At 49.5% G+C, this 22744-nt stretch carries 21 protein-coding genes and 1 pseudogene; 9 read left to right on the top strand and 13 right to left on the bottom strand.

Annotated elements, in window-relative coordinates; genetic code table 11:
* On the bottom strand, positions 1–209 hold a 209-nt coding region (locus ACYVJG_RS06445; protein WP_460430315.1), incomplete at its 3' end, for a helix-turn-helix domain-containing protein.
* A 22-nt stretch (positions 210–231) separates the two neighbouring features.
* On the opposite strand from ACYVJG_RS06445, the pseudogene tnpA reads away from it, so the two are divergent.
* Positions 232–575: pseudogene (gene tnpA / locus ACYVJG_RS06440) on the top strand (IS200/IS605 family transposase).
* 136 nt (positions 576–711) lie between these two features.
* Here tnpA and ACYVJG_RS06435 read toward each other — a convergent pair.
* Genes ACYVJG_RS06435 through ACYVJG_RS06425 form a run of 3 tightly spaced genes read right to left on the bottom strand, consistent with a single transcriptional unit; the run spans position 712 to position 3998 of the window.
* Positions 712–1332: a 3'-5' exonuclease gene (locus tag ACYVJG_RS06435; RefSeq protein WP_460430314.1), complete on the bottom strand. Its 621-nt coding sequence runs from the start codon at positions 1330–1332 to the stop codon at positions 712–714.
* Positions 1332–3146 (bottom strand): putative nucleotidyltransferase substrate binding domain-containing protein, encoded by a 1815-nt coding sequence (locus tag ACYVJG_RS06430; protein WP_460430313.1) that lies wholly within the window; start codon positions 3144–3146, stop codon positions 1332–1334. The genes ACYVJG_RS06435 and ACYVJG_RS06430 overlap by 1 nt, the downstream gene beginning before the upstream one ends.
* A 39-nt stretch (positions 3147–3185) precedes the next feature.
* Entirely contained in the window at positions 3186–3998 is an 813-nt protein-coding gene (locus ACYVJG_RS06425; RefSeq protein WP_460430312.1) for a class II glutamine amidotransferase, read from the bottom strand.
* Positions 3999–4090: 92 nt separating this feature from the next.
* Between ACYVJG_RS06425 and ACYVJG_RS06420 the strand changes: the two genes are divergently transcribed.
* Genes ACYVJG_RS06420 through ACYVJG_RS06410 form a run of 3 tightly spaced genes read left to right on the top strand, consistent with a single transcriptional unit; the run spans position 4091 to position 5720 of the window.
* The gene (locus ACYVJG_RS06420) at positions 4091–4675 is read left to right on the top strand and encodes an MFS transporter (RefSeq protein ID WP_460430311.1); all 585 of its coding nucleotides are present in this window, start codon (positions 4091–4093) and stop codon (positions 4673–4675) included.
* The gene (hslO, locus tag ACYVJG_RS06415) at positions 4675–5544 is read left to right on the top strand and encodes an Hsp33 family molecular chaperone HslO (protein WP_460430310.1); all 870 of its coding nucleotides are present in this window, start codon (positions 4675–4677) and stop codon (positions 5542–5544) included. The genes ACYVJG_RS06420 and hslO overlap by 1 nt, the downstream gene beginning before the upstream one ends.
* Positions 5545–5561: 17 nt before the next feature.
* Positions 5562–5720, top strand: a complete 159-nt coding sequence (locus ACYVJG_RS06410; protein ID WP_460430309.1) for a hypothetical protein — start codon at positions 5562–5564, stop codon at positions 5718–5720.
* Positions 5721–5763: 43 nt separating this feature from the next.
* On the opposite strand, the gene ACYVJG_RS06405 is transcribed toward ACYVJG_RS06410, so the two are convergent.
* From ACYVJG_RS06405 to argA, 5 genes are all read right to left on the bottom strand, one after another.
* Positions 5764–6252: a DUF456 domain-containing protein gene (locus ACYVJG_RS06405; RefSeq protein WP_460430308.1), complete on the bottom strand. Its 489-nt coding sequence runs from the start codon at positions 6250–6252 to the stop codon at positions 5764–5766.
* A complete protein-coding gene (ppk1, locus tag ACYVJG_RS06400; RefSeq protein WP_460430307.1) occupies positions 6249–8315 on the bottom strand; it encodes a polyphosphate kinase 1 in 2067 nt (688 codons plus the stop codon). The genes ACYVJG_RS06405 and ppk1 overlap by 4 nt, the downstream gene beginning before the upstream one ends.
* A gap of 66 nt (positions 8316–8381) precedes the next feature.
* A complete protein-coding gene (locus tag ACYVJG_RS06395) occupies positions 8382–8654 on the bottom strand; it encodes an oxidative damage protection protein (RefSeq protein ID WP_022654291.1) in 273 nt (90 codons plus the stop codon).
* 124 nt (positions 8655–8778) lie between these two features.
* Positions 8779–10911 carry a diguanylate cyclase domain-containing protein gene (locus tag ACYVJG_RS06390; RefSeq protein WP_460430306.1) on the bottom strand — a complete coding sequence of 711 codons (2133 nt, stop codon included), beginning with the start codon at positions 10909–10911 and terminating at the stop codon, positions 8779–8781.
* A 138-nt stretch (positions 10912–11049) separates the two neighbouring features.
* A complete protein-coding gene (gene argA, locus ACYVJG_RS06385; RefSeq protein ID WP_460430305.1) occupies positions 11050–12372 on the bottom strand; it encodes an amino-acid N-acetyltransferase in 1323 nt (440 codons plus the stop codon).
* 159 nt (positions 12373–12531) lie between these two features.
* Here argA and ACYVJG_RS06380 point away from each other — a divergent pair, with 159 nt between their 5' ends.
* Positions 12532–13776, top strand: a complete 1245-nt coding sequence (locus ACYVJG_RS06380; RefSeq protein WP_460430304.1) for a uracil-xanthine permease family protein — start codon at positions 12532–12534, stop codon at positions 13774–13776.
* A gap of 144 nt (positions 13777–13920) precedes the next feature.
* Positions 13921–14259: a nucleotidyltransferase family protein gene (locus ACYVJG_RS06375; protein ID WP_460430303.1), complete on the top strand. Its 339-nt coding sequence runs from the start codon at positions 13921–13923 to the stop codon at positions 14257–14259.
* Positions 14260–14327: 68 nt separating this feature from the next.
* On the opposite strand, the gene hemN is transcribed toward ACYVJG_RS06375, so the two are convergent.
* A complete protein-coding gene (hemN, locus tag ACYVJG_RS06370) occupies positions 14328–15746 on the bottom strand; it encodes an oxygen-independent coproporphyrinogen III oxidase (RefSeq protein WP_022654296.1) in 1419 nt (472 codons plus the stop codon).
* A gap of 104 nt (positions 15747–15850) precedes the next feature.
* On the opposite strand from hemN, the gene fnr reads away from it, so the two are divergent.
* The gene (gene fnr / locus ACYVJG_RS06365) at positions 15851–16615 is read left to right on the top strand and encodes a fumarate/nitrate reduction transcriptional regulator Fnr (protein ID WP_052165436.1); all 765 of its coding nucleotides are present in this window, start codon (positions 15851–15853) and stop codon (positions 16613–16615) included.
* Here the strand turns inward: fnr and ACYVJG_RS06360 are convergent.
* The 3 genes from ACYVJG_RS06360 to metX are packed head-to-tail and all read right to left on the bottom strand — an operon-like array spanning position 16612 to position 19582.
* The gene (locus tag ACYVJG_RS06360) at positions 16612–17856 is read right to left on the bottom strand and encodes an AmpG family muropeptide MFS transporter (RefSeq protein WP_022654298.1); all 1245 of its coding nucleotides are present in this window, start codon (positions 17854–17856) and stop codon (positions 16612–16614) included. The two genes, fnr and ACYVJG_RS06360, sit on opposite strands and share 4 nt — an antisense overlap.
* Positions 17853–18440, bottom strand: coding sequence for a methionine biosynthesis protein MetW (gene metW / locus ACYVJG_RS06355; protein WP_460430302.1), 588 nt, complete (start codon positions 18438–18440; stop codon positions 17853–17855). The genes ACYVJG_RS06360 and metW overlap by 4 nt, the downstream gene beginning before the upstream one ends.
* Positions 18437–19582, bottom strand: coding sequence for a homoserine O-succinyltransferase MetX (metX, locus tag ACYVJG_RS06350; RefSeq protein ID WP_022654300.1), 1146 nt, complete (start codon positions 19580–19582; stop codon positions 18437–18439). Before metX ends, metW begins: the two co-directional genes overlap by 4 nt.
* Before the next feature lie 95 nt (positions 19583–19677).
* Here metX and ACYVJG_RS06345 point away from each other — a divergent pair, with 95 nt between their 5' ends.
* Positions 19678–19875 carry a protein MIGRI gene (locus ACYVJG_RS06345; RefSeq protein WP_245556785.1) on the top strand — a complete coding sequence of 66 codons (198 nt, stop codon included), beginning with the start codon at positions 19678–19680 and terminating at the stop codon, positions 19873–19875.
* 160 nt (positions 19876–20035) lie between these two features.
* Positions 20036–22744: a bifunctional diguanylate cyclase/phosphodiesterase gene (locus tag ACYVJG_RS06340; protein ID WP_460430301.1), complete on the top strand. Its 2709-nt coding sequence runs from the start codon at positions 20036–20038 to the stop codon at positions 22742–22744.

Below are 22744 nucleotides of genomic sequence, written 5' to 3'. Positions count from 1 at the left end.
TCCGCCAAGGCGGGAACGTGCGCCCGCCACTGGGTTAGTGCCTTGCACTGACTGGCAAAGTTCAGTGATGTACCTTCTGCCTGATACGCTCGTATGCGTTCTTCCAGCGCGGTGTTATACACGCGCTTGTGCAGGCCGAGCAGCTCCATCAGCCGCTCGGCCTGAGCGGCGTTTGGGTACAGACGGAAGGTGACTTTGCGGAAAACCATGTTTGTATCATACACTACAGTTATGGAACGAAAACAGCCTGTTAAGTCGCTTTATCATTGCGTTTTTAACTTAAATTACCATTTAGTTATTGTCACCAAATACCGGCGAAAATGCATCACCGCGGCGAAGCTGATCACGTCCACCTGCTACTGTCGCTGAATCCGCAGGTGGCACCGTCGGTGTTCGTGAACAATCTCAAGACCGTGACCAGCCGTTACATCCGTAAGGAATTTGGCGAAGAACTGAAGCAGTATTACTGGAATAAGCCGGTGTTCTGGAGCCGCAGCTATTGCATCATCAGTTGCGGCGGAGCGCCATTGTCAGTGATTCAACAATACATCGAGCAACAGGAAGCACCGCACTAGCCGCCCGTTGGGCGGCACGCCCCTTCACCCCCAGCCAAATCCTTTCGCCTGCGGCTCAGAAGGAAGGGATTATGGCTGGAGCACTGGGGCGCAAGTCCGGTAGGGGCCACTAAAAAAAGCTGCCCCTACCCGCCCATCAACCAAACGGACGTTTAGGCTTCCGCACTTGCATCGCTTGATAGATCATTGCGGCGGTAATCGCATCGTTGAGTGCATCATGGCGTGCCAAGGTGGGAATATGCAACTCGTCCAAAATCGTCTGTAACCGCAAGTCGATATTGGCACCGACATTTTGTTGAATTTTCCAGTCGTAATACAGCGCCGAAATTTCCACTTGTCGCTGTGGCAATTTACAACCGGTTAAGGGTTTCACCGTTTTATTTAAAATTGCCACATCATATTCAAGGTAATACCCCAACAACCCCCGTCCCCCGATAAATTCTAATAGCTCAGTCACGGCCTGTTCACAGCTGATCCCTTGCGAGACATCCAAGGGCCGTAAACCGTGGATACTGACACTGGCGGCATCGGGGTTGATGCTGGGTTTGACCACCCGATAAAACGACTCGCTGCTTAGAATCCGGTTGCCACGTACTTTGACCGCACCAATCGACAGAATTTCAGCCTCGGCCACATTTAAGCTGGTGGTTTCACAATCGACACTGACCCATTCTTCATCATTGGCCTGAAATAAGACTTCCCAACGCGGATCACGCAATTTACGTTTTGCCCACTGTTGCTGTAACGCCTTAAACATCACATACCCCCTAGGTGGAAGTGATGACGAATCGAGGATTTAAAGCGTTTCACCACAGCAAAAGCTTCTTTGAGCAAATCGCGCTCTAGCGTCGATAATCGCTTGGGTTCAATCAGGTTACTGGCAGGTGCACCGACATCCAGCGCGGTAAGCCCTTGTTGTAAACGCAGGGTTAATAAAAATGACAAAGCTTCATTACAGTCTTGTGCCAACTGAGATTCCAGATGACCTTGTTGCGCTAACACGGTCAGCCGGTCAAAGCTATTGGTTTCGGAGAGATGGTATTGCAAAGCCAGTGCACGCAGGCCATGCACCAAAGGAAAGATCCCACCTTTTTTCAGGTCTAACGTGGCCACACCATTTTCTTCATGCGACAACAGCTGGCCGAATAAACCGAGCGGGGTATCAAATTGCAGCACTGAACGGGCAAAATGATGGAAGAACATATCGCTGTTATCAAGATGTTCTGTTAATACCGTTTTGATTTGTTGCAATAGCGTGTTATCACCTGCCACCGCATGGGCATCGGTGAAAATAGCCAAATTCATCTGTGAATCTTCACGCGGCAGGTTGACCCATTCATAAATGGTGTCTTGCCAAGCCGAAACCGTTTTACACCACGCTTCTCGTGACAACATCACCCCACCGGGGCATGGCGGATAGCCAAACTGATCCAAGGCCTCGGAAAAACGCTGTGTGATCTGCGTAATTTCAGCCATGGTCAACGGACAATCATCCGCCACAATCAGGGCATTATCTTGGTCAGTTTTTAAAATCTGCTCGCCTCGCCCTTCCGATCCCAAGACCACCAAACAGCTATGCGCGATCAATTCTGGTGGCGCAATCAGCGCCCATGCACGGGCAAATAACTGCCCATTTAAGGTTTGCACCAGCTTAGCCAGTTGTGGTGCTTTCACCCCATGCCCCGACAAGATATGCACCAATTTATCAATTTGCTGCGCCACAGGGACTAAAGCTGGCAAGCTCACCGAGCGTTCAAGTTGCTGTGCAATCAGGTGTGAGTGATTCGAGAAATAGGACAATAAATCAATTTGCTCTAACACCCCTACCGGCTTGCCTTGTTCGGTCACCACCACCCGCTGTACCGTGTGATGGGTCATGGTCAACAAAGCATTGAACAAATAGTCGTCAATATCGCAACAGATCAGCGAGAAATGCGCTAACTTGGCTAAGGGGACATCGGCACTGTGCCCAGCAAGAATCACATCGCGAAAATCACTGACGGTAAAAATCCCGACCTGTTCGCCTTGCCGAATCAACAACGATTTGACCTTATGTTGTTTCATGGCCTGTGCCGCATGCAGTACGGTTGCCTCACCCTCTAAAAATACGGGGGCGCGGGCGGTAACTTCCCGTACCCGAGCGGTCAGCAAATTTTGTAACTCGGGGTTATGGGTACGGTGTTGTGCCAAGGCAGTAAATTTTTCTGCCACTGTTTGAAAAAAGAAGGCAGCAAAAACCGCGTTGCACTCAATCAGTTGCAAAATTAAGCTGCGCGGCAAGGTGAATAACAACGCTTCTTCATATACTTCAAAGCGGTGTGGGCTATGACCCGCAATCAAGGCACGCGTATCAAAGCTATCGTTGCTGCGAAACACGGCAACGGTTTCCTCTTCGGCCATTTCACGCACAATCCCTTTGATCACCACATACAAAAACTCAGCGGTTTGTGTGGGTTCCAATACGGTTGCACCAGCAGGAAAAAAGACGATATCAGCAGCTTTTGCCACCAATTCACGCTCATAAGGGGTTAAGACATCAAATGGCGGCTGACGGAAATCAAAATGGCTCACGATGATCACTCGACCTTGAAAAGGAAAATGACATCTAGCTTAACTGTTAGTCGCTATTTTGTCGCGCCCATTTGGCATAGGGACAGCAATCGTTGTTGGCAAGCCATCACGGAATAACATCAATTCGCCTTCGGTAAATGCCGTCCATGTTTCATTGTCGGTCAACGGCAATGTCGCAATCACTGCCACGCGATCGTTTGGTGTTGTGACCTGATTAAAATCAATACTCATGTCCTCATCCAATAAATGCGCTTCTGCAAAGGGCGCTTGGCGCACCAAGTAATGCAGTTTGGTCGAACAATGTGCCAATAAAAAATCGCCATTGGACAGCATAAAATTGAAAATCCCGTGCTGACGAATGGTGGCGGTAACTTCGGCCACCACCTGACAAAAATCCTCAAGGGCAGGCATGGCATCAAAGCGACTGCGTAATGTTTCTAACAATAAACAGAATGCAGCTTCGGAGTCAGTTTGACCAACAGGTTGATAAAAACGCCCTGCCGGTGGGGTGAAGTTTTCTAAATTACCGTTGTGGGCAAAAATCCAATACCGTCCCCACATTTCACGCTGAAAGGGGTGCACATTGGCTAAGTTGACGGCGCCTTGTGTGGCTTTGCGAATATGGGCAATCACATTCTCTGATTTGATTGGGTAGGCTTGCACAAAGGCTGCCACAGGCGAATGCGCCGAGGGCATATCGTCGAGGAAGACACGCACTCCACTGTGTTCAAAAAACGCAATGCCCCAACCGTCGGCGTGGTGGTCGGTCAAACCACCACGACGGGAAAAGCCTTGAAAAGAAAATTGAATATCAGTTGGGGTGTTGCAATTCATTCCGAGTAGTTGACACATAATTGTTGGCTCCAAATGCAGTATTAAAATACGACTTGCTTTTCTCTCGCGCGGCGTTATCTTACGTCCTTTGCTTTTGTTCAGGAGATGCCGTGACCACGCTCGTCATGGTTAAGAAAGCCGGTGTGGTAAGCATCGCAGGAGACAGCCAATCGACCTTTGGCGAAACCCGTGTTGGTGCGACCTACGACGCCCGCTATAACAAAATTTTTCGCTTAGATGACAATTTTATCGCGGTCTCTGGCAGTGCGGCCCACGATTTGGTGTTGCAGTCCGCTTTGGTCAAACTCAAAAACCGCGATTTGTCGAGCCGTCTGGCGATTTTTGAAACCTTCCGCAAGCTGCATAACAAGCTGAAAGAAGACTATTTCCTCAATACCGAAGAAGAAGACAACGACCCTTACGAATCAAGCCAAATGACCGTGTTAATTGCCAATCCACACGGGATTTTTGCGGTGTATTCGATGCGTGAAGTCTATGAATACCATCGGTTTTGGGCGATTGGCTCGGGCCGTGATTTTGCGCTTGGTGCGATGTATGCCAGCTACGACAGTGCAATGACGGCGGCCGAAATCGCCCAACTTGGGGTAAAAGCAGGTGCAGAATTTGATATTGCCAGCAGTTTGCCAATGACCTTGTACTCATGCAATGCGGCGTTGGCAGAGGATGAAACCTAATGCAAAACGATAAACTTTTCCGTTTTTTATTTGATAGTGCACCGGCGCGGGGTGCCCAAGTGCGGCTGCACCACACTTGGCAAACGATCTTACAACGACGCGATTATCCTGATGTCTTGCGACAACCGTTGGGAGAGCTACTTGCCGCCAGTGCGCTGCTTGGCTCGATGCTGAAATTTGATGGCAGTTTAGTGTTACAGCTACAGGGCAAAGGGGCACTAAAACTTTTAGTCGTAGAATGGAATGCAGATCGCACCTTGCGTGCCACGGCAAAATGGGAAGGCGAGTTACCAACGGCAGCAAGTTTAACGGAACTGTTAGGTCAAGGTCAGTTTGTGTTGATTCTCGACCCGAAAAATGGGACGCCACCTTATCAAGGTATTGTGGCCCTAGAAGGCAATAGCGTTGCTGAGATGCTGCAAGGCTATATGCAACGTTCAGAACAGCTTGAAAGTCGTTTGTGGTTGGCGTGTGATACCGAGGTTGCCTGTGGTTTGTTATTGCAACGTCTACCGGAGGGGCATGGTGAAGCAGAAGATTGGCATCGTTTATGTGCCTTAGCCGGTACGCTGCACGCCCCTGAATTATTGGCAACTGACCCTGATATCCTGCGCCATCGTTTATTCCATGAAGAACAGCTGCAGGTGCTGAAAGTGGAAGAACAGGCATTCGGTTGTTCATGTAGCCGTGAACGAGTCGGCGGGATGTTGCAAATGATGGGGGCCGCTGAAGTGAGCGATATTGTGCAAGAACAAGGCAGCGTTGAAATTATCTGCGACTATTGCCACCAGCGTTATGTGTTCGATGAGGAAGATTGCACACAGCTATTTCGTCTCATGCCCGACCACAATTCGCCAACCTGTCATTGATTTTTGGAGTATTTTTTATGCAGTCATCACCGCATCTGGCCAAACAACGCGGTATCACCGTCTTACAAACCTTGTTATTGACCGGCATTTTGGGTGTTGTGTTGTCGTTGGTCGTGCCGAAGCTGTTACATAGCGAAGCCACTACCGCCGCAACTTCTAGCAGCCAGCAACAATAAAAGATGTGGACACCGCCCATGCTTGGGCGGTGTTGTCTTGGCTCTAGACCAAATAAGCGCCGGCAAATACCCCTACCATCGCTAAGGCAGAACCAATTTTCGCCACGGTGCCGATAATCAAGCCCAATAAAGTCGCCAGCCCCACTTTACCCGCCTGCCACATCCCACGTTGTGCCATCAGCTCACCGACCGCTGCTCCGACAAAGGGGCCAAGGATCAGGCCGGGGAGACCAAAGACAATCCCTACCAAACCACCAATAAACGCCCCCCACAACGCTTGTTTACTGGCTCCACACACTTTGGCCCCCAACAAACCGGCCACAAAATCAATGGCCATACCAAAGAACGCGAGGCCAACAATCACCGCCAACGCTACGCCACCAACGGCGAGGAAATCCCCCGCCCATGCCAATAACACCAAGCCAGCGGCTAAAAGAGGTAGGCCGGGAATGGCGGGGAGAATGGTGCCAAGGATGCCAAGAAGAGAAGCGATCACCCCCAAGGCGAGAATGGCAATATCAGTTCCGGTCATTTTTGCTCTTCACTGTATTCGGCCAACAATTCCGCTTGTGCAGCGCGTGAGCGACCACGGCCAGTTTTCCGGCGGTAGCTGCCATCGGCCAGCATTTCCCAAGCATTGGTATTGTCAGTCAGATATAAACGCAAGCCTTCACGGATGACCCGTTTTTTCAAACGGGCATCAAGAATCGGCGTACAGGTTTCAATGCGGCGGAAGAAATTGCGTCCCATCCAGTCAGCGCTGGCAATAAAGACATCTTCTGCCCCTTCATTCAAGAAATAAAACACGCGAGTATGTTCAAGGAAACGGCCAACAATCGAACGCACACTAATGTTATCAGATACCCCCGGCACACCCGGACGTAGAGCACAGACACCACGCACAATCAGTTGAATTTGTACCCCTGCTTGGCTGGCGGCATACAGTGCTTGAATCACTTGGGGTTCTAACAACGAATTCATCTTGGCGATAATACGGGCAGGTTTGCCAGCACGCGCATGGTCGGCCTCACGTTCAATCAAGGCCATCATCGTTGGATGTAAACTAAAGGGTGATTGCAACAGATGACCTAGCTGGTTAGCACGACCTAGCCCAGTAATCTGCACAAAAATATCGTTGACATCACTGGCGATTTCTTCGTTGCACGTCAACAAACCAAAATCGGTATACAGCCGTGCCGTCCGTGGGTGATAGTTCCCTGTACCAAGATGCACATAACGGCGCAAAGCGCCTTCTTCACGTCGAACTACCATCAACATTTTGGCATGGACTTTATAGCCATAGACGCCGTAAACCACATGCGCCCCTGCATCTTCCAATCGGCTGGCCCAACTGATGTTCGCTTCTTCGTCAAAACGCGCCATCAGTTCAACCACCACTGTCACTTGTTTTCCGGCGCGCGCAGCCATAATCAGCGACTCCATCAACGCCGATTCGGTACCTGTGCGGTACACCGTCATCTTAATGGCGACAACTTGTGGATCAGTGGCGGCAATATGCAACAGATCAATCACCGGTTGGAAACTTTGGTAGGGGTGATGCAATAAAATATCGCCCTTGCGAATCGCTGCCAGCAAACCAGACTTTTTGCGTAATACCTCTGGCAGGGTCGGTGTAAACGAAGCAAATTTCAAATCTGGGCGATCGACTAAATCGGGCACCGACATTAAACGAACCAAGTTCACTGGGCCATCGACCCGGAAAATATCGCGCCGCTCTAAATTAAATTGGTTGAGTAAAAACTCTTCCATGTGTGGCGGGCAGGTATCGGCAATCTCTAATCGCACTGCCTCACCATATTGACGATGGCGTAATTCACCTTGCAGCGCCGTGCGCAGGTTTTTTACCTCGTCTTCTTCCACATTTAATTCACTGTTGCGGGTAACACGGAATTGATAGCATCCCTTCACCGTCATACCCGAAAACAGTTCTTGGGCATGGGCATGCAAAATAGACGACAAAAACACAAAGCAGGCTTTATCGCCACACAGTTCACGCGGTAGACGAATCACCCGAGGTAAAATCCGTGGCGCTTGCACAATGGCAATGCCCGAATTGCGCCCAAACGCATCTTTGCCTTCTAATTCAATGGCGAAGTTCAAGCTTTTGTTGAGGAGTTTTGGGAAGGGATGTGAAGGATCGAGACCAATCGGGGTCAAAATTGGCATCACTTCCTTAAAGAAATATTGCCGAATCCAAGCCCGTAACTCATCGCTCCAGTCATTGCGACGAATAAAAACAATACCTTCCTTCTCAAGCGCAGGAAAGACCATTTCTTTCATCAAGGCATATTGCCGTGTCACCAAAGCATGGGCGGCATCAGATAGCTGCGCTAACGCTTGGCGCGGGGTAATGCCATCAGGTAGAACACGCTCTGGCCGCAAGGCAGCTTCTTCACGCAACCACGCCACCCTGACTTCGAATAATTCGTCCAGATTAGATGAAACAATACATAAAAAACGCAGGCGCTCTAGTAAAGGCACAGCAGGGTCTTCCGCTTGTGCCAGCACCCGACGATTGAATTCAATCAAACCAATTTCACGATTTAGCAGTAAGTCAGCAGCAGGAGTTGTCATCAGATTAGCGTCAAAGTCAGTGAATAAAAACGCCCGAGACCAACAGGAAACGGGCGCCGATAACAGTTATGCCTTTGGAGGAACAAAGCCAGACACGGCATCTGCTCCCTGACCAAAGAAGTAATTTTGTAGCTGTTGCGTCAGATATTGACGAGCACGTGGATCAGCCAAGCTCAAACGGTTTTCATTGATCAACATGGTTTGATGGCGAATCCAACCTTGCCATGCTTCTTTTGAAACGTTGTCATACAATTTCTGACCCAATTCACCGGGCAGCGGGGCAAAATCCATTCCCTCAGCTTCACGACCCAGTTTGATACAGTTCACCATACGGCTCATCAATCTATCCTTTTTTAGCCAAACCATACACGCGGCAGATTGCCGGAGTATGAACACGCCTCATTTTTTAACAAGGCAACCGGAGAGAGAAGATAGCGACGACAGGGGTAATTCACAATCCAAGTTAATCAACTATCGAAGAAGAAGCATCCTTGAACGACTTAGGCTCGGTATCCGAACAGGGGAGGCTCATCTGTTGTGCATCAAAAATACACCACTGCCCGCCCCGTTTTTTTGCCTCATACATCGCAGCATCGGCCACCGCAGTCAGCATCATGGCATCGGTCGCATGTTGCGGAAACACCGCCACCCCAATGCTACTTCCCACATGACAGGCTTGGCCTTCAAAGACGAACGGCAGCTGTGCAATATGGTCTTGCACGCGTTGCGCCACCACTGCCGCTGCCTCTAAATCGGCATCTGGCAATAAAATGGCGAACTCATCTCCCCCTAGACGATATAACCATTCGCCAGTACGCAACACATAACCTAATGTACGGGCAATTTCGATTAACACCTGATCGCCAGCGGCATGACCATAGTTGTCGTTCACTTGCTTAAAGCGGTTAAGATCGAACAATAAAATAGCCAGTGGATGTTGCTGTTGTTGTGCTTGCTGCAAAGCATGTTCGATATCATGTTGGAAACGCCGCCGGTTAAAAATCCCAGTCAACGTATCGCGCTCGGCCAAAACACGCAGTTGTTCTGCATAAGCACGTTCATCAGTCACATCTTGGAACACCCACAAACGGCCATTCTCCTCACCACTGACCGGCACATTAAAGGCAGTCAAAATCACCCCCGCATCTACTTCAAACTCCCGCACCACATCCTCAACCTGTGGTTGAGCAAAGAGTTGCGGCAAAAGCGAGGGGAGAGGGCATTGATTTAGCACAGGTGCCGGTGGCAAACCCCAGAGTTGGGCAAAAGCAGGATTGGCATAGACAATCCGATCTTGATGATCGACAAACACCACACCGACTTGTAAAGAGGAGAACAACGCACGCAACCGCGCTTGTTCTCGTTGTGCTTGTCGCAGATGCAATTCATTTTCTTGTTGCACTGCTTGTAGCTCAGCAATGGCTTGTTGTAAGGCCAAATCTGCCTGTTTTTGACTGGTGTAATCCAATAGGCTAGCGCGTAGCCCTAAAAAGCGCCGTTCTTGGCTATAAAGCGGCTGCCAATTCGCAATCACCCAAATAATCCGACCATCACGATGACGCATCCGAAATTGAAACCCCTGACCGGCACTTTGTTGGCGAATGGCTTGGCTAATATAGTCGCGCACTTGTTCGCTGTCTTCGGGGTGAATGATGTCGTCTAATAAGCGAACTTTTTCGTTGAGCAATTCCTCAGCCCGATAGCCGGTAATTCTTTCCACCGAAGGATTGAGCCAATAGAGCTTACCTTCACGGTTAAGCCACATTTCCCAAGCGTAGGTATAGTCAGCAATGGCATGAAGCGTTTCTCGTTGTTGCCGTAGTGTGCTCATTTGTTCACGTAGAGCATCGCGCATCTGAGCAAAAGCGGCGGCTAACCGACCAATTTCATTGGCATTGCTTGGCGGTAACGAAGCTTGATAATCACCAGCCGCGATGGCCCGTGCAGCGCGGATTAACGCCGACAGCGGGCGACCAATCCAAAGGCCGATTAAGGCCGTCAATAAACCGAGCAACAGAATACTGACTACCATCACCAATAACACCTGTAACAACAGCGTTTTCAATGCAGCGGTGGCTGTTTGTAATGATAAAACATAACTGACTTGACCGATCACCTTGCCACCATCGGTAATCACGCTACGTTGATACACGCCTTCAGATAGGGAAAATAACAGCGACACAGAAGCCAACGTCTCTTGTTGTCGTGATGGGGAAGGTATGATTTGTGATTGTTGTAACAGTGCAATTTGTTGCCCCTGTTGGTTTTCCACCGCGAGATACAACAAATCACTTTGCGTGAAGGACTGATTGACCAAATCGACGACACGAGGGTAATCCTCATAACGCAATGGCTCTTGTAAAACCGCTTGTAGCAGTTGCCGCACTTCATGGCTGCGAACTTGTAGGGCTTGACGTGTGCTGTGTTCCCACGAAAACAACATAATCAGCAACATCATGCCAACCAATAAGAGATTGGCCAAAAAACCTAGCGCAATCAAACGAAAGCGCAAGGTTCGCACAAAGAGCGCACAGCCTTGTTGCTGGGTGTCAGTTGAGTGTGAGCCCGCAGAAGGGGAAGGATATGATTCGTGCATCAGACAAAACACCCCCAACAGCAACAGAAATAAAGACAGAATGTCAGGTTGTACCGATCCCAGCTCGCTTTGACAATCCGTGTAGATACGGTCGTTTGAAAGAGAGTCACCAGATTGTGCGACTTACGCTGAATTCTGTTAAGACAACGTTTTGATTAACACTTGTGAGCGGCGTTGGTGATTATAAAAAGCTTTTTTTGCCTCGGGCAGTGCCTCGGGTGTCGCCAATACAAAACCATGCTCGACAAACCAATGTGCCGTTTGTGTTGTTAAAACAAAGAGTTTAGCAACCCCTTTGGCACGGGCCTGTCGCTCGACCTGCTGCACCAAAGCATCACCATACCCCCCATCTCGCCACTGCGGATCAACTGCTAAACATGCTAATTCTGCCATTTGCTCTTTGGGATAAGGGTGCATGGCGACACAGCCAATAATCATCCCGTCATGCTCGACCACAAAATAGTGCTGAATTTCCATCTCAATCAGCTCACGCCCACGTTTGACCAACGCGCCTCTTTGTTCCAACGGTTCGATCAATGCCAAAATCGCACCGACATCATCAATCGTTGCCGTACGCATTTTGACTAGATTTTCACGTGAAATCATGGTGCCAATCCCATCGTGGGTGAAAAGCTCGGTCAGCAACGCACCCTCTTCACGATGACTCACCAAATGCGCCCGTGCCACACCTTTACGTGTGGCGCGGGTGGCACAGGCTAAATAGGTCCATAGACTGCCCGGGGTCAGTTCTTTTTCTTCTAATAGCTGCTCGGCCTCGCCAGCAGTTAACTCGGCTAAAAATGTCCCGTCTTCACTGTGTACGCCATCGCTGTCGGCGAGGAAAATCAGTTTGTCTGCTTGCAAATTCACCGCCAGATCAGTCGCTAATTCTTCCATCGTCAAATTAAAGCTTTCGCCGGTTGGCGAAAACCCTAATGGTGAGAATAAAACGATTTCACCGAGGGCAAGGTGGTCGCGAATTGCTTGCACATCAATTCGCCGCACTTGGCCGGTATATTGCATGTCCACCCCATCCAACACACCGAGGGGACGCGCCACCACAAAATTCCCACTGCTAATACGCAAGTTTGCCCCCGCCATTGGGGAATTAGGGAGTGCGAGACTGAGCTGTGATTCAATTTCTGCCCGCGCCAGCCCGACGGCTTGCCGTACCGCAGCTAAGCCCTCGCCATCGGTAATCCGCCGACTGCCGTGGTAACGCGAAACAATTCCCTTGGTGGCTAAAACTGCATCGATTTGTGGCCGAATGCCGTGCACCAAAACCACCCGCACCCCAAGACTAATCAAAACATTTAAGTCATAACACAATGGCGCTAGACGATCGGTTTCTAATAACTCACCACCAAACGCAATCACAAACGTCTTGTTACGAAAGGCGTGAATATAAGGCGCGGCTTCACGAAAGGCGTAGACAAAAGCAGGGGTATGTAATGACGTCATCAGGCAAACTCAGATAAAGGAGAATAAACAATCACAAATTATGCCAGCGCTGTTAGCAAAATTACCGTTGAGAAGGTCTCTCGCTACAACGCTTCTGGCACAATAACGCGGTTTAGCAGAGATCTCTGCTATTTTTTTCTTTGCCTAGGATAGCAAACCATGTTTTCTACGCTTAAACAGGCCATCGCTGGGGCACAAATTTTATTTGTTGCCTTTGGTGCTTTGGTTCTGGTTCCTCTTTTGACTGGATTAAATCCAGCCATGGCCCTGCTAGGTGCAGGGATTGGTACACTGTTATTTCAACTGTGTACACGCAATCAGGTGCCGATTTTTCTCGGGTCATCCTTTGCCTTTATCGCCCCAATTATCTATGCCACCCAAACTTGGGGTTTACCCTCAACCATGTTTGGTTTGTTTGCTGCCGGCTTTATGTATTTTGTCTTTGCTGGTTTAGTGCGTTGGCGTGGCATTGAAGCGGTTCATACCTTGTTGCCGCCGGTGGTCATTGGCCCAGTCATTATGATTATCGGTTTGTCAGTCGCCACTGTCGCCAGCAATATGGCAATGGGTCGAGCAGGCAGCGAACAGGTTATTCCGTACAGCACAGCATTGATACTGGCGACAATTTCCTTAACCACGACTGTTATTGTGGCGATTTTTGCCCAAGGCATGTTCCGTTTGGTGCCCATCTTAGCAGGGGTTTCCGTCGGTTATATTGCAGCCAGCGTGATGGGCTTGGTTGATTTCGGCAAAATTGCGGCCGCCCCTTGGTTTGCAGTACCCCATTTTGTCACGCCAGAAGTGAACTGGGCAGCAGCACTGTTTATGTTGCCAGTGGCGATTGCACCAGCGATTGAACATATCGGGGGGGTGATGGCAATTGGTGGGGTAACGGGCAAAGACTACACCAAAACGCCGGGCCTACACCGCACCTTGGCGGGGGATGGTTTGGGGGTGTGTTTTGCTGGTTTAATCGGCGGGCCGCCGGTTACCACTTATGCCGAGGTTACCGGTGCGGTGATGATTACCCGCAACTTCAATCCAAAAGTGATGACATGGGCGGCTATTTTCGCTATTGCGATGGCTTTCTTCGGTAAATTTAATGCCTTGCTGCAATCCATTCCGATGCCGGTGATGGGCGGTATTATGGTCTTGCTTTTCGGCACGATTGCCTCGATTGGGCTGAAAACGTTGATCGAAGCCAAAGTCGATTTAATGGCCCCTCGCAATTTGGTGATTGTCTCGGTGGTATTAACCACGGGTATCGGGGCATTAGAGCTAAAAATTGGCGACTTCTCTTTAGTCGGTGTGGGGTTATGTTCGGTATTGGCGATTATCTTGAACTTGATCTTGCCAAAACGCGAAGCCCATCACGAGGGGATTCGTGAAGGGCAAGATATTTAAATCTATTGAATACACGCCCACGCATTTTCCTTTCTCGCAGGAATAGATTAGGAAAGGAAAATGCGGCTGGTTCGAAAAATTGGCTGTTCCATGCTGTACCTCAATACGGATCACACATTGGAAAAAAATTAGATAAATCCTGCGATGGCTGAACTCAATATACTCTATTTGCCAGAGAAATATGCGGTACAAGTTCGCATGCTATTAGAAAAGCATATCCCAGAAGCGACAGTTTGGGCGTATGGCTCTCGGGTACGAGGCGATCATTACGAAGCGAGTGATTTGAACCTAATGGCGCGCTTTCCTGCTGATAAAAAACGGGATGTCTTTCGTTTAAGTGTGGTGAGAGAGGCTTTTGTTGAAAGCCATATCCCAATCATCGTACAGATTGTCGATTGGGATGAGATTCCTGAGTCGTTCAAGGAAGAGATTTTAGCGGGGTATGTCGTGGTGCAAAGACCAGATGTTGAACCTACCGCCTAAAGCGGCAACAGACAAGGCATGATTTATCCGTACGATGCAGCCACCCCAAAGGGGTGACTGGTTCTGAGTTAAATCGTACGTGAATAACGAGCATGGGTTTGTTTTTCGCGCAGATGACGGTCAAACACCATTGCGACCGTGCGAATCAGGAAACGACCACGGGGGCTGATGGTGAGCCATTCATCGTCAATTTCCAACAAGCCCAGCGTTTGATATTCCGCCAGTTTTTCCAATTCCCACGCGAAATAACGCTTAAAGTCAATACCGAAACTTTCACTGATGGCGTCCATCGACAGAGCAAAACGACACATCAAGGCTTGAATCACCGTTCTTCGTAGCAAATCATCGGCAGATAAACATAAACCACGCAAAATCGGCAGTTGGCCTGCATCCAACGCTGCATAGTATTGCTCGATTTCTTTGTGATTTTGTGCGTAGCTGGGGCCGACTTTCCCAATCGAAGACACACCAATGGCAATCAAATCATGGTCGGCATGAGTCGAATAGCCTTGGAAATTACGCTGCAACCGCCCTTGTTGTAAGGCCACTGCCAATTCATCTTCTGGTAGGGCAAAATGGTCCATCCCAATAAAGACATAACCTGCTGTCCCAAGGTGTTGCACCGCCATCTGCAGAATATCGAGCTTCACCTCTGGCACGGGCAATTCTGCTTCGTTGATACGCCGCTGCGGCATAAACACCGAAGGCAGATGGGCATAGTTATACAAAGCTAAACGGTCAGGACGAATGGCTAATACTCGATCGAGGGTCTCTTGTACCGAAGCCAATGTTTGTAATGGCAGGCCATAAATCAAATCCAAACTGATCGATTTAAAGCCAGAAGCTCGCGCAGCTTCAATCACCACACGGGTTTCTTCTTCACTTTGAATGCGGTTAACGGCTTGCTGGACAAGCGGATTAAAATCCTGTACACCGACAGACATGCGGTTAAAACCCAGTTGTGCCAAGTGCGCGACGGTTTGTGCAGTGACTTTGCGTGGGTCAATCTCAATCGAGAATTCCCCATGTGGCAACAGATGAAAAGTCCGGCGAATCGCCGTCATCAGCCGTGTCATCTGCTCATCACTGAGAAAAGTCGGTGTGCCGCCGCCAAAGTGAAGCTGGATCAAATCTTGCTTATCGCCGAGCAAATCGGCGTATAAGGCAAGTTCGCGTTCCAGATAGTCTATGTACTGGTCTGCACGCGAACGATCTTTCGTGATAATTTTATTGCAACCGCAGTAGTAACAGACGGTATTGCAAAAAGGGATATGTACATACAACGACAACGGCCCAGCATTCGCACCAATTTGCCTTTGCTGTAAGCTATGTCGATAATCCAATTCTCCAAACTCGCTGCTAAATCGATCAGCAGTCGGGTAGGAGGTATAACGCGGTCCACTGCCGTCCAACCGCTCAATGAGCTGACGGTCGAATTCAAAACGAGCTGATGGAGAAGCTAACATGGCAAAATTCGCAGTGCTCATAAAGAAATATCCTATTCAATGGCTGCACTGTGCCTGAGCCAACTCAGATTGTTTTTGACACGAATCAACCGCCCCTCAATTCCACTCTATATCAGAATTTACCCATGCTCGATCCCCGTCCTGTTCCCCTGCACACCCTCAAAGTTTCCTGCTCGAACTGCAGCTTACGAGAGCTGTGCCTGCCTCTTGGTCTGAACCGAGAGGAAATGTCACAGCTTGACGCGGTGATCCGACAGAGTCGCCGCGTCAAACGCGGTGAATATCTGTTCCGAGCGGGAGACCCTTTCCGAGCTTTATTCGCGGTCCGCACCGGCTTTTTCAAAAATTGTGTGTCTAGCCATGATGGTCGTGAACAAGTCACCGGGTTTCACATGTCTGGTGATCTCATGGGGTTGGATGGCATCAGTAGCAACACCCACGGTTGTGATGCACAAGCTTTGGAAGATTCGGATGTCTGTGAGCTGCCGTTTGCGCGCTTGGAACTCCTCGGGCGAGATATTCCGAGCCTACAACGTCATTTCTTCCGCCTGATGAGTCGTGAAATTGTACGCGACCAAAGTGTGATGTTATTGCTTGGCAATATGAAAGCGGAAGAACGATTGGCCGCCTTTTTGCTGAATTTATCGCAACGCCTCTCCGCCAGAGGGTTTGCCGCCAACGACTTTGTTTTACGGATGAGTCGTGAAGAAATTGGCAGTTTCTTAGGCCTGAAACTCGAAACAGTGAGCCGCACGCTTTCGAAATTCCAAGCAAACGGTTGGATTAGCGTTGACCATAAACATATCCGCCTGCTCCAACCAGAACACTTAAAACAACTGGTCAGTGGTTGTGCAGGCGGTTTTGCTGACGATCACAGCGCCCACGCCTAATGAGCCGTTGCCGTCTTGTCTGAAGTCGCCTCATGCCATGGGGCGACTTTTACCAGTAGCAACATCCCCGGTATTGCCAACACCGTACACAGCAAGAAAAACGGTGTCCATCCTAATGCTTCCACCAAATAGCCAGTTCCGGCATTGATGACCGTACGCGGTACGGCAGATAAGCTGGTGAATAGCGCCAGTTGCGTGGCGGTATACAGTGGGTGGGTCGCACGGGCAATAAAAGCAATAAACGCCGCCGAACCCAAACCCACCCCAAGCGCCTCGGCTGAAATCACTAAGGCTAAAGTCAGTTTATCTGGGCCGACTTGGTCGAGAATGACAAAGCCCAAAATTGTCACCATCTGCACCACGCCAAATAACCATAAGGCGCGATTGATGCCGAGCTTTAACATCCAAATTCCACCGAGTAAACCACCTATCACAGCAGGCCAAAGCCCAGCATGTTTGGCGATCAATCCAATATCAGATTTTGTAAATCCCGTATCAAGATAAAACGGCGTTGCCAGTGCGGTTGCCATGCTGTCACCGAGTTTATATAGGAAGATAAATCCTAAAATCAGTAGCGCATGTTGCCATCCAGCCCGATCAATAAATTCACGAAATGGCTCTACCACGGCTTCGCGTAAAGTGCGCGGTGCAGCGCCTTGCAACATCGGCTCACTCACCGTCAACGTCATCAACAGCCCCGGCAGCATAAAGAGAGCGGTGATCCAAAAGACAGTTGGCCACGGTAAATGGTCCGCTAAGATCAGCGACAAGGAACCGGGAATTAAACTCGCCAAACGATAAGCATTGATATGAATAGAATTCCCTAGCCCTAATTCAGCATCGGGCAAAATTTCACGCCGATAGGCATCCAACACAATATCTTGGCTGGCGCTAAAAAAGGCCACCGCCACCGCCAACACCGCAATCGACCAAATATCTTGTTGTGGTTGAAAAGCGGCAAAGCCAGCGAGCGAGGCAATCAAGCCCACCTGTGTTGCCAACATCCAGCCACGCCGCCGCCCTAGTGGCAAGCTAAAGCGGTCCATCAAGGGCGACCAAATAAACTTCCAAGTGTAGGGCAACTGAATCAGCGCAAATAAGCCAATCGCTTTTAAGTCAACGCCCTCGGTGCGTAACCATGCAGGTAAAAGATTGATCAAAAAATACAGCGGCAAACCGGACGCAAAGCCAGTAAAAATACAAATTAACATGCGCCGATTGAACAAGGCCTGCCAATTCATGCCGCACGCCCGATACGATAAAACGCCAAACTGCCGAGCAAATTGGGCAAGAAATCAATTCGACTACCGCCGTCCATCACCACCCGCTCTTTGACCTCAATCTGATTTTTGGCGCACAGCGCTTCAAAATCTCGCAACATACACAAATGAATGTTAGGGGTGTTGTGCCAATCGTACGGAATAGTTTCTGAAACCGGCATGTGGCCTTGCAAAATTTGCAGACGGTTTTTCCAATAGCCAAAATTGGGGAAAGACACAATCGCCTCACGGCCTACACGCAACATTTCGACCATGATTTGTTCAATATGGCGCATCGCTTGAATGGTTTGTGATAACACCACCACATCAAACGCATCACTCTGAAAATCGGATAAACCCGCTTCTAAGTCACCTTGCACCACGTTGATCCCGCTGCTCACGCAGCGAATCACATTATTGACATCAATCTCGACACCATAGCCGACGACTTTTTTGTGTTGGCTGAGATAGGCTAATAATTGGCCATCGCCACACCCCAAATCTAACACCCGACTGCGGGCAGGAATCCAATCGGCAATCAACTGTAGGTCACTGCGTAACATCATACCCCCGCTTTCAACGCGACAAGATTGAGATAAGCATGCATCAAAGCCACATACGGTGGGTCGGTCATTAAAAACGCATCATGCCCATGCGCCGACTCAATCTCGGCGTAGCTGACCGTTTTTTGTGCATCAATCAGGGCTTTGACAATTTCTTTTGATCTGGCCGGTGAAAAACGCCAATCGGTGGTAAACGCCGCAATTAAAAACTTGGCTTCAGCACGCTGCAATGCGCGTGCGAGGTCCCCCTGTCCCCATTCAGTGCCGGGGTCGAAGTAATCTAGCGCCTTGGTCATCAACAGATAGGTGTTGGCATCAAAATAATCGGAAAATTTATCGCCCTGATAACGCAGATAACTTTCGATTTCAAACTCAACATCGTAACCAAACTTATATTCGCCCGAGCGCAACAGACGACCAAATTTTTCGCCCATGCCATCATCAGACAAATAAGTGATATGCCCCAGCATTCTCGCTAAACGCAGGCCCCGTCGGGGAATAGCGTCTTTTTGATAAAAATCACCGCCATAAAATTCGGGGTCGGTCAAAATGGCCTGCCGCGCAACGTCATTGAACGCGATATTTTGTGCGGTCAATTTTGGCGCCGAGGCAATTACTAAAGCATGGTGCAAGCGGTCGGGAAAACGAATCGACCATTCCAACGCTTGCATACCGCCCAAACTGCCGCCAATCACCGCCGCCCAACAGCGAATGCCTAAATAATCAGCCAACCGAGCTTGTGCATGTACCCAATCGGGCACAGTTACAACCGGAAAACTCGAACCATAGGGCTGACCCGTTGCTGGATTGATTGAGCGAGGGCCTGTCGAACCATGACACCCGCCGAGATTGTTGACGCCAACGACGAAAAAGCGGTCCGTATCAATCGGTTTTCCCGGGCCAACCATATTGTCCCACCAACCGGCTGCCTTATCGTCTGGGTGATGACGACCGGCAACATGGTGGTGACCAGATAGGGCATGGCAGATCAGAATGGCATTCGAGGCTTGTTGATTCAGCGTGCCATAGGTTTCAAACACTAACTCATAGCTAGGTAAGACATGACCACTGGCTAAAGTCAGTGGCGTGGAAAAATGGGCCGTCTGTGGACAGACCAAACCAACAGAATGTGGGTCGTGGTTCATCGGTCTCGATCAGCAAAAAATAAAGAAAAAGGATTATACCGCTGCCGCTTGCTGCACAGGCAGCCAGCCCGTGATAATCGTCTTTCGTTTTTCCTTTGCGAAAGCCTGCTGTGATTGGCCGTTTACTGCGCTTTTTTTTATTTGTCTTGCTGGTGGTATGGCTATTACGTCGTTTATTAGGGTATGAACAGAAAAAAACGCTAAGAGAATGGATCACTACACTGGCACAAGCTTTAGTCATTAGTTCTGTTTTATTCTTTGCTTTGTACTTGTTTGGCATCTCTTTGCACTAAAGAGCACGAGTGATGCTGAAAGCAAATTCGACAGCAAGATTGTTGCAATGCATGCTGCACAATCTGTGCTTTCGTGCATAATGTGGCAGCCTTGTTTAAGCCGGTTTGCCTAAAAACGCCGCTTTGGTTTAACTCATGACCTTTAAGTAGATTTGTTATTGTGAACCTTGCTGACACCGCCTCTGTCGCCTTACATCCCATTTTGCTACAGCGCCTGCGCCGAGGCATGTTGTGGTTCTTTTTGTTTTTATGTGTCAGTACCAGCATTTTCATCGGCTGGACCATTCTCGACCACTATCAAAGAACCACTGCCGATGCCAATGCGCGGATGGTGACCTTGGCAAAAGCGCTGGAAACCCATATTGATGCCTCGATGCAAATTGTCGCTGCACATATGCGCGTGTTAGCGGAAGACCAAGATTGGCGCAATGCCGTCCGCCGAGGGGATGAAGCAACGGCTTTCTCGCGTTTGAAGCAAGAAGTCGAACTCTTACCGCAACTGACGTTAATTGGTGCCGCAGGGCATGATGGCCGAGTGTTAGCCAGTTCGTTGCGCTATCCAGTCGGTCAAGCCTCGGTTGCCGAGCGTGATTTTTTCTTAGGCAGTATTGAACGTACTGACGATGCAGCGCATCTGTTCCGCCCCGCCCCCGCTGCTTTAAATAAATCGGTGATTTATCTCCCGCTGAGTATGCCCTTACTCGATAGCACAGCAACACGTAGCGAGGGGGTGTTAGTTGCCGGTATCAATCCAACCTATTATCACCGCTTTTATCGCTCGCTAAGCCTGCCAGAAAACATGACCGTGGATATGGTACGTGATGATGGGATTCGTCTGATCCACCATCCGCAAAGCACCACGCCATTTGGTGAAGATGTCCGCGATACGCTCTATTTCCGCCACCTACGCCGGCTTGGTACTTCGGGTTTGTTTGAAGTAGTACATGACGGCAAAGACATGGTGTATGCCGGCAGTCGTTTGTCAGGTTTTCCGCTGACCGTGGTAGTCGGTTTACCCAAGTCGGAAGTGCTAAACGATTGGTATCGTGATTCCTTAAATCGTTTGTTGATGGCAGGGTTAATGATTGCAGCGGTTGGGGTGTCGCTCTATTTGCTCAATCGACAAATCCATCGCCTGCAACAAAGCGAAGAAGAACGGCAACTGGCAGAACAGGCGTTAGTGAACAGTGAACAACTGTTGCGTTTGTCCTTGGATGCTGCTGAAACAGGCTTATATCGACTTGACCTCAAGAGCTTGGAATTAACGGTTGATTTAGATTGTTTAGATTGGCCAGACTTTGATTTTTCTCGCCATCGGTATCCGCTTGAGGAATGGACCGCGCTTGTTCACCCTGAAGATCGTTGGATGTTAGAACGGGTAGCGCAAGTCCCACACAATAATCAACAACATATTCGACTTGAATACCGCTTGCATGTCGGTAACGATTACCACTGGGTATCGGTACAAGGCCAGTTTATCGATCCGGATGAACACGGTGTCCCACAGCGACAAGTCGGCACCATCAACGATATTCACCGGCGCAAAGAAGCGGAATCCCGCGTGGCTTACAACGCCCGTTTTGATGCACTCACCGGCTTGGCCAACCGCTATTACCTTAGCGAACGCCTAGAAGAAGCCATCTTGCGCGCGCAAGAGGGGCAATACCATGTTGGGGTATTGTTCATCGACTTAGACCACTTCAAAAATATCAATGATTCCCTTGGTCATGCGGTTGGTGATGAGGTGTTAAAACAAGTAGCGGCGCGCTTGGCCGACTATTTGTCATCGGAAGACACCTTAGCGCGGTTAGGCGGTGATGAGTTTTTGATTGTTCTGCCACGGATTCAGAATGAACGCGAGGCAGTCGAATTAGCTGGCGCGATTGTGACCGCCATGTCGATGCCAGTGGTAGTAGATGGACGCGAACTGACGGCCTCGTCCACTGTCGGGATCAGTATTTATCCTCGTGATGGTGAACAGGCGGATGTGCTGATTCGCAATGCCGATGCTGCGATGTATCAAGCCAAGGCACGCGGCAGAAACAACTTTGGTCTTTATACGCCTTCGCTCAATGCCGATGCCGCTGAACGGCTCGAGTTGGAAAGTCAATTACGCACCGCCCATTTGCGTGGCGAATTGCGTTTGTTTTATCAACCGCAAGTCGATGCCCAAACGGGTGTGGTGATTGGTGCCGAGGCCTTGATGCGTTGGGTTCACCCTGAACTAGGGATGATTTCACCGGGAAAATTTATCCCCATTGCCGAGTCATCTGGTTTGATTGTACCGATGGGAACATGGGCGCTTAACGAAGCCTGTCGGCAAAGCCGCGAGTGGCAAGAAGCAGGACTGCCAGACCTCACCATCGCCGTCAATCTGTCGAGTTTACAGTTCCAACAAGCGAATTTTGTCGATTTGGTCGCCGATGCCTTGCGCGAATCGGGTATCCGGCCTTCTTGTCTTGAACTGGAATTGACAGAAAGCATTGTGATGTTTGATGTCGATCAGGTGGTAGCCATTATCGACCAACTGAAGCTGCTGGGGATTCAACTGTCGATTGATGACTTTGGTACCGGCTATTCTAGCTTGTCTTATCTGAAGCGTTTTAATGTCGATAAGTTAAAAATTGACCAAAGCTTTGTCCGTGATTTGCCGGGCAACAGCAGTGATGCAGCGATTGTGCGAGCCATGATTGCGCTTGGACGTAATCTGCATTTGAAGTTGATTGCAGAAGGGGTGGAAACAGCAGAACAAGCGGCATTCTTGGCCCAAGAAGGGGCAGATGAGTTGCAAGGCTATTATTTTGCCAAGCCGATGCCTGCAGCACAATTCGCCGATTTTTTAGCGCAAAATCACCGACAACCCCATTAA

Source organism: Aquaspirillum soli, from assembly GCF_054781915.1.
Note: the sequence above shows the minus strand (reverse complement) of the source record. Positions and strands in the feature narration are given on the sequence as shown.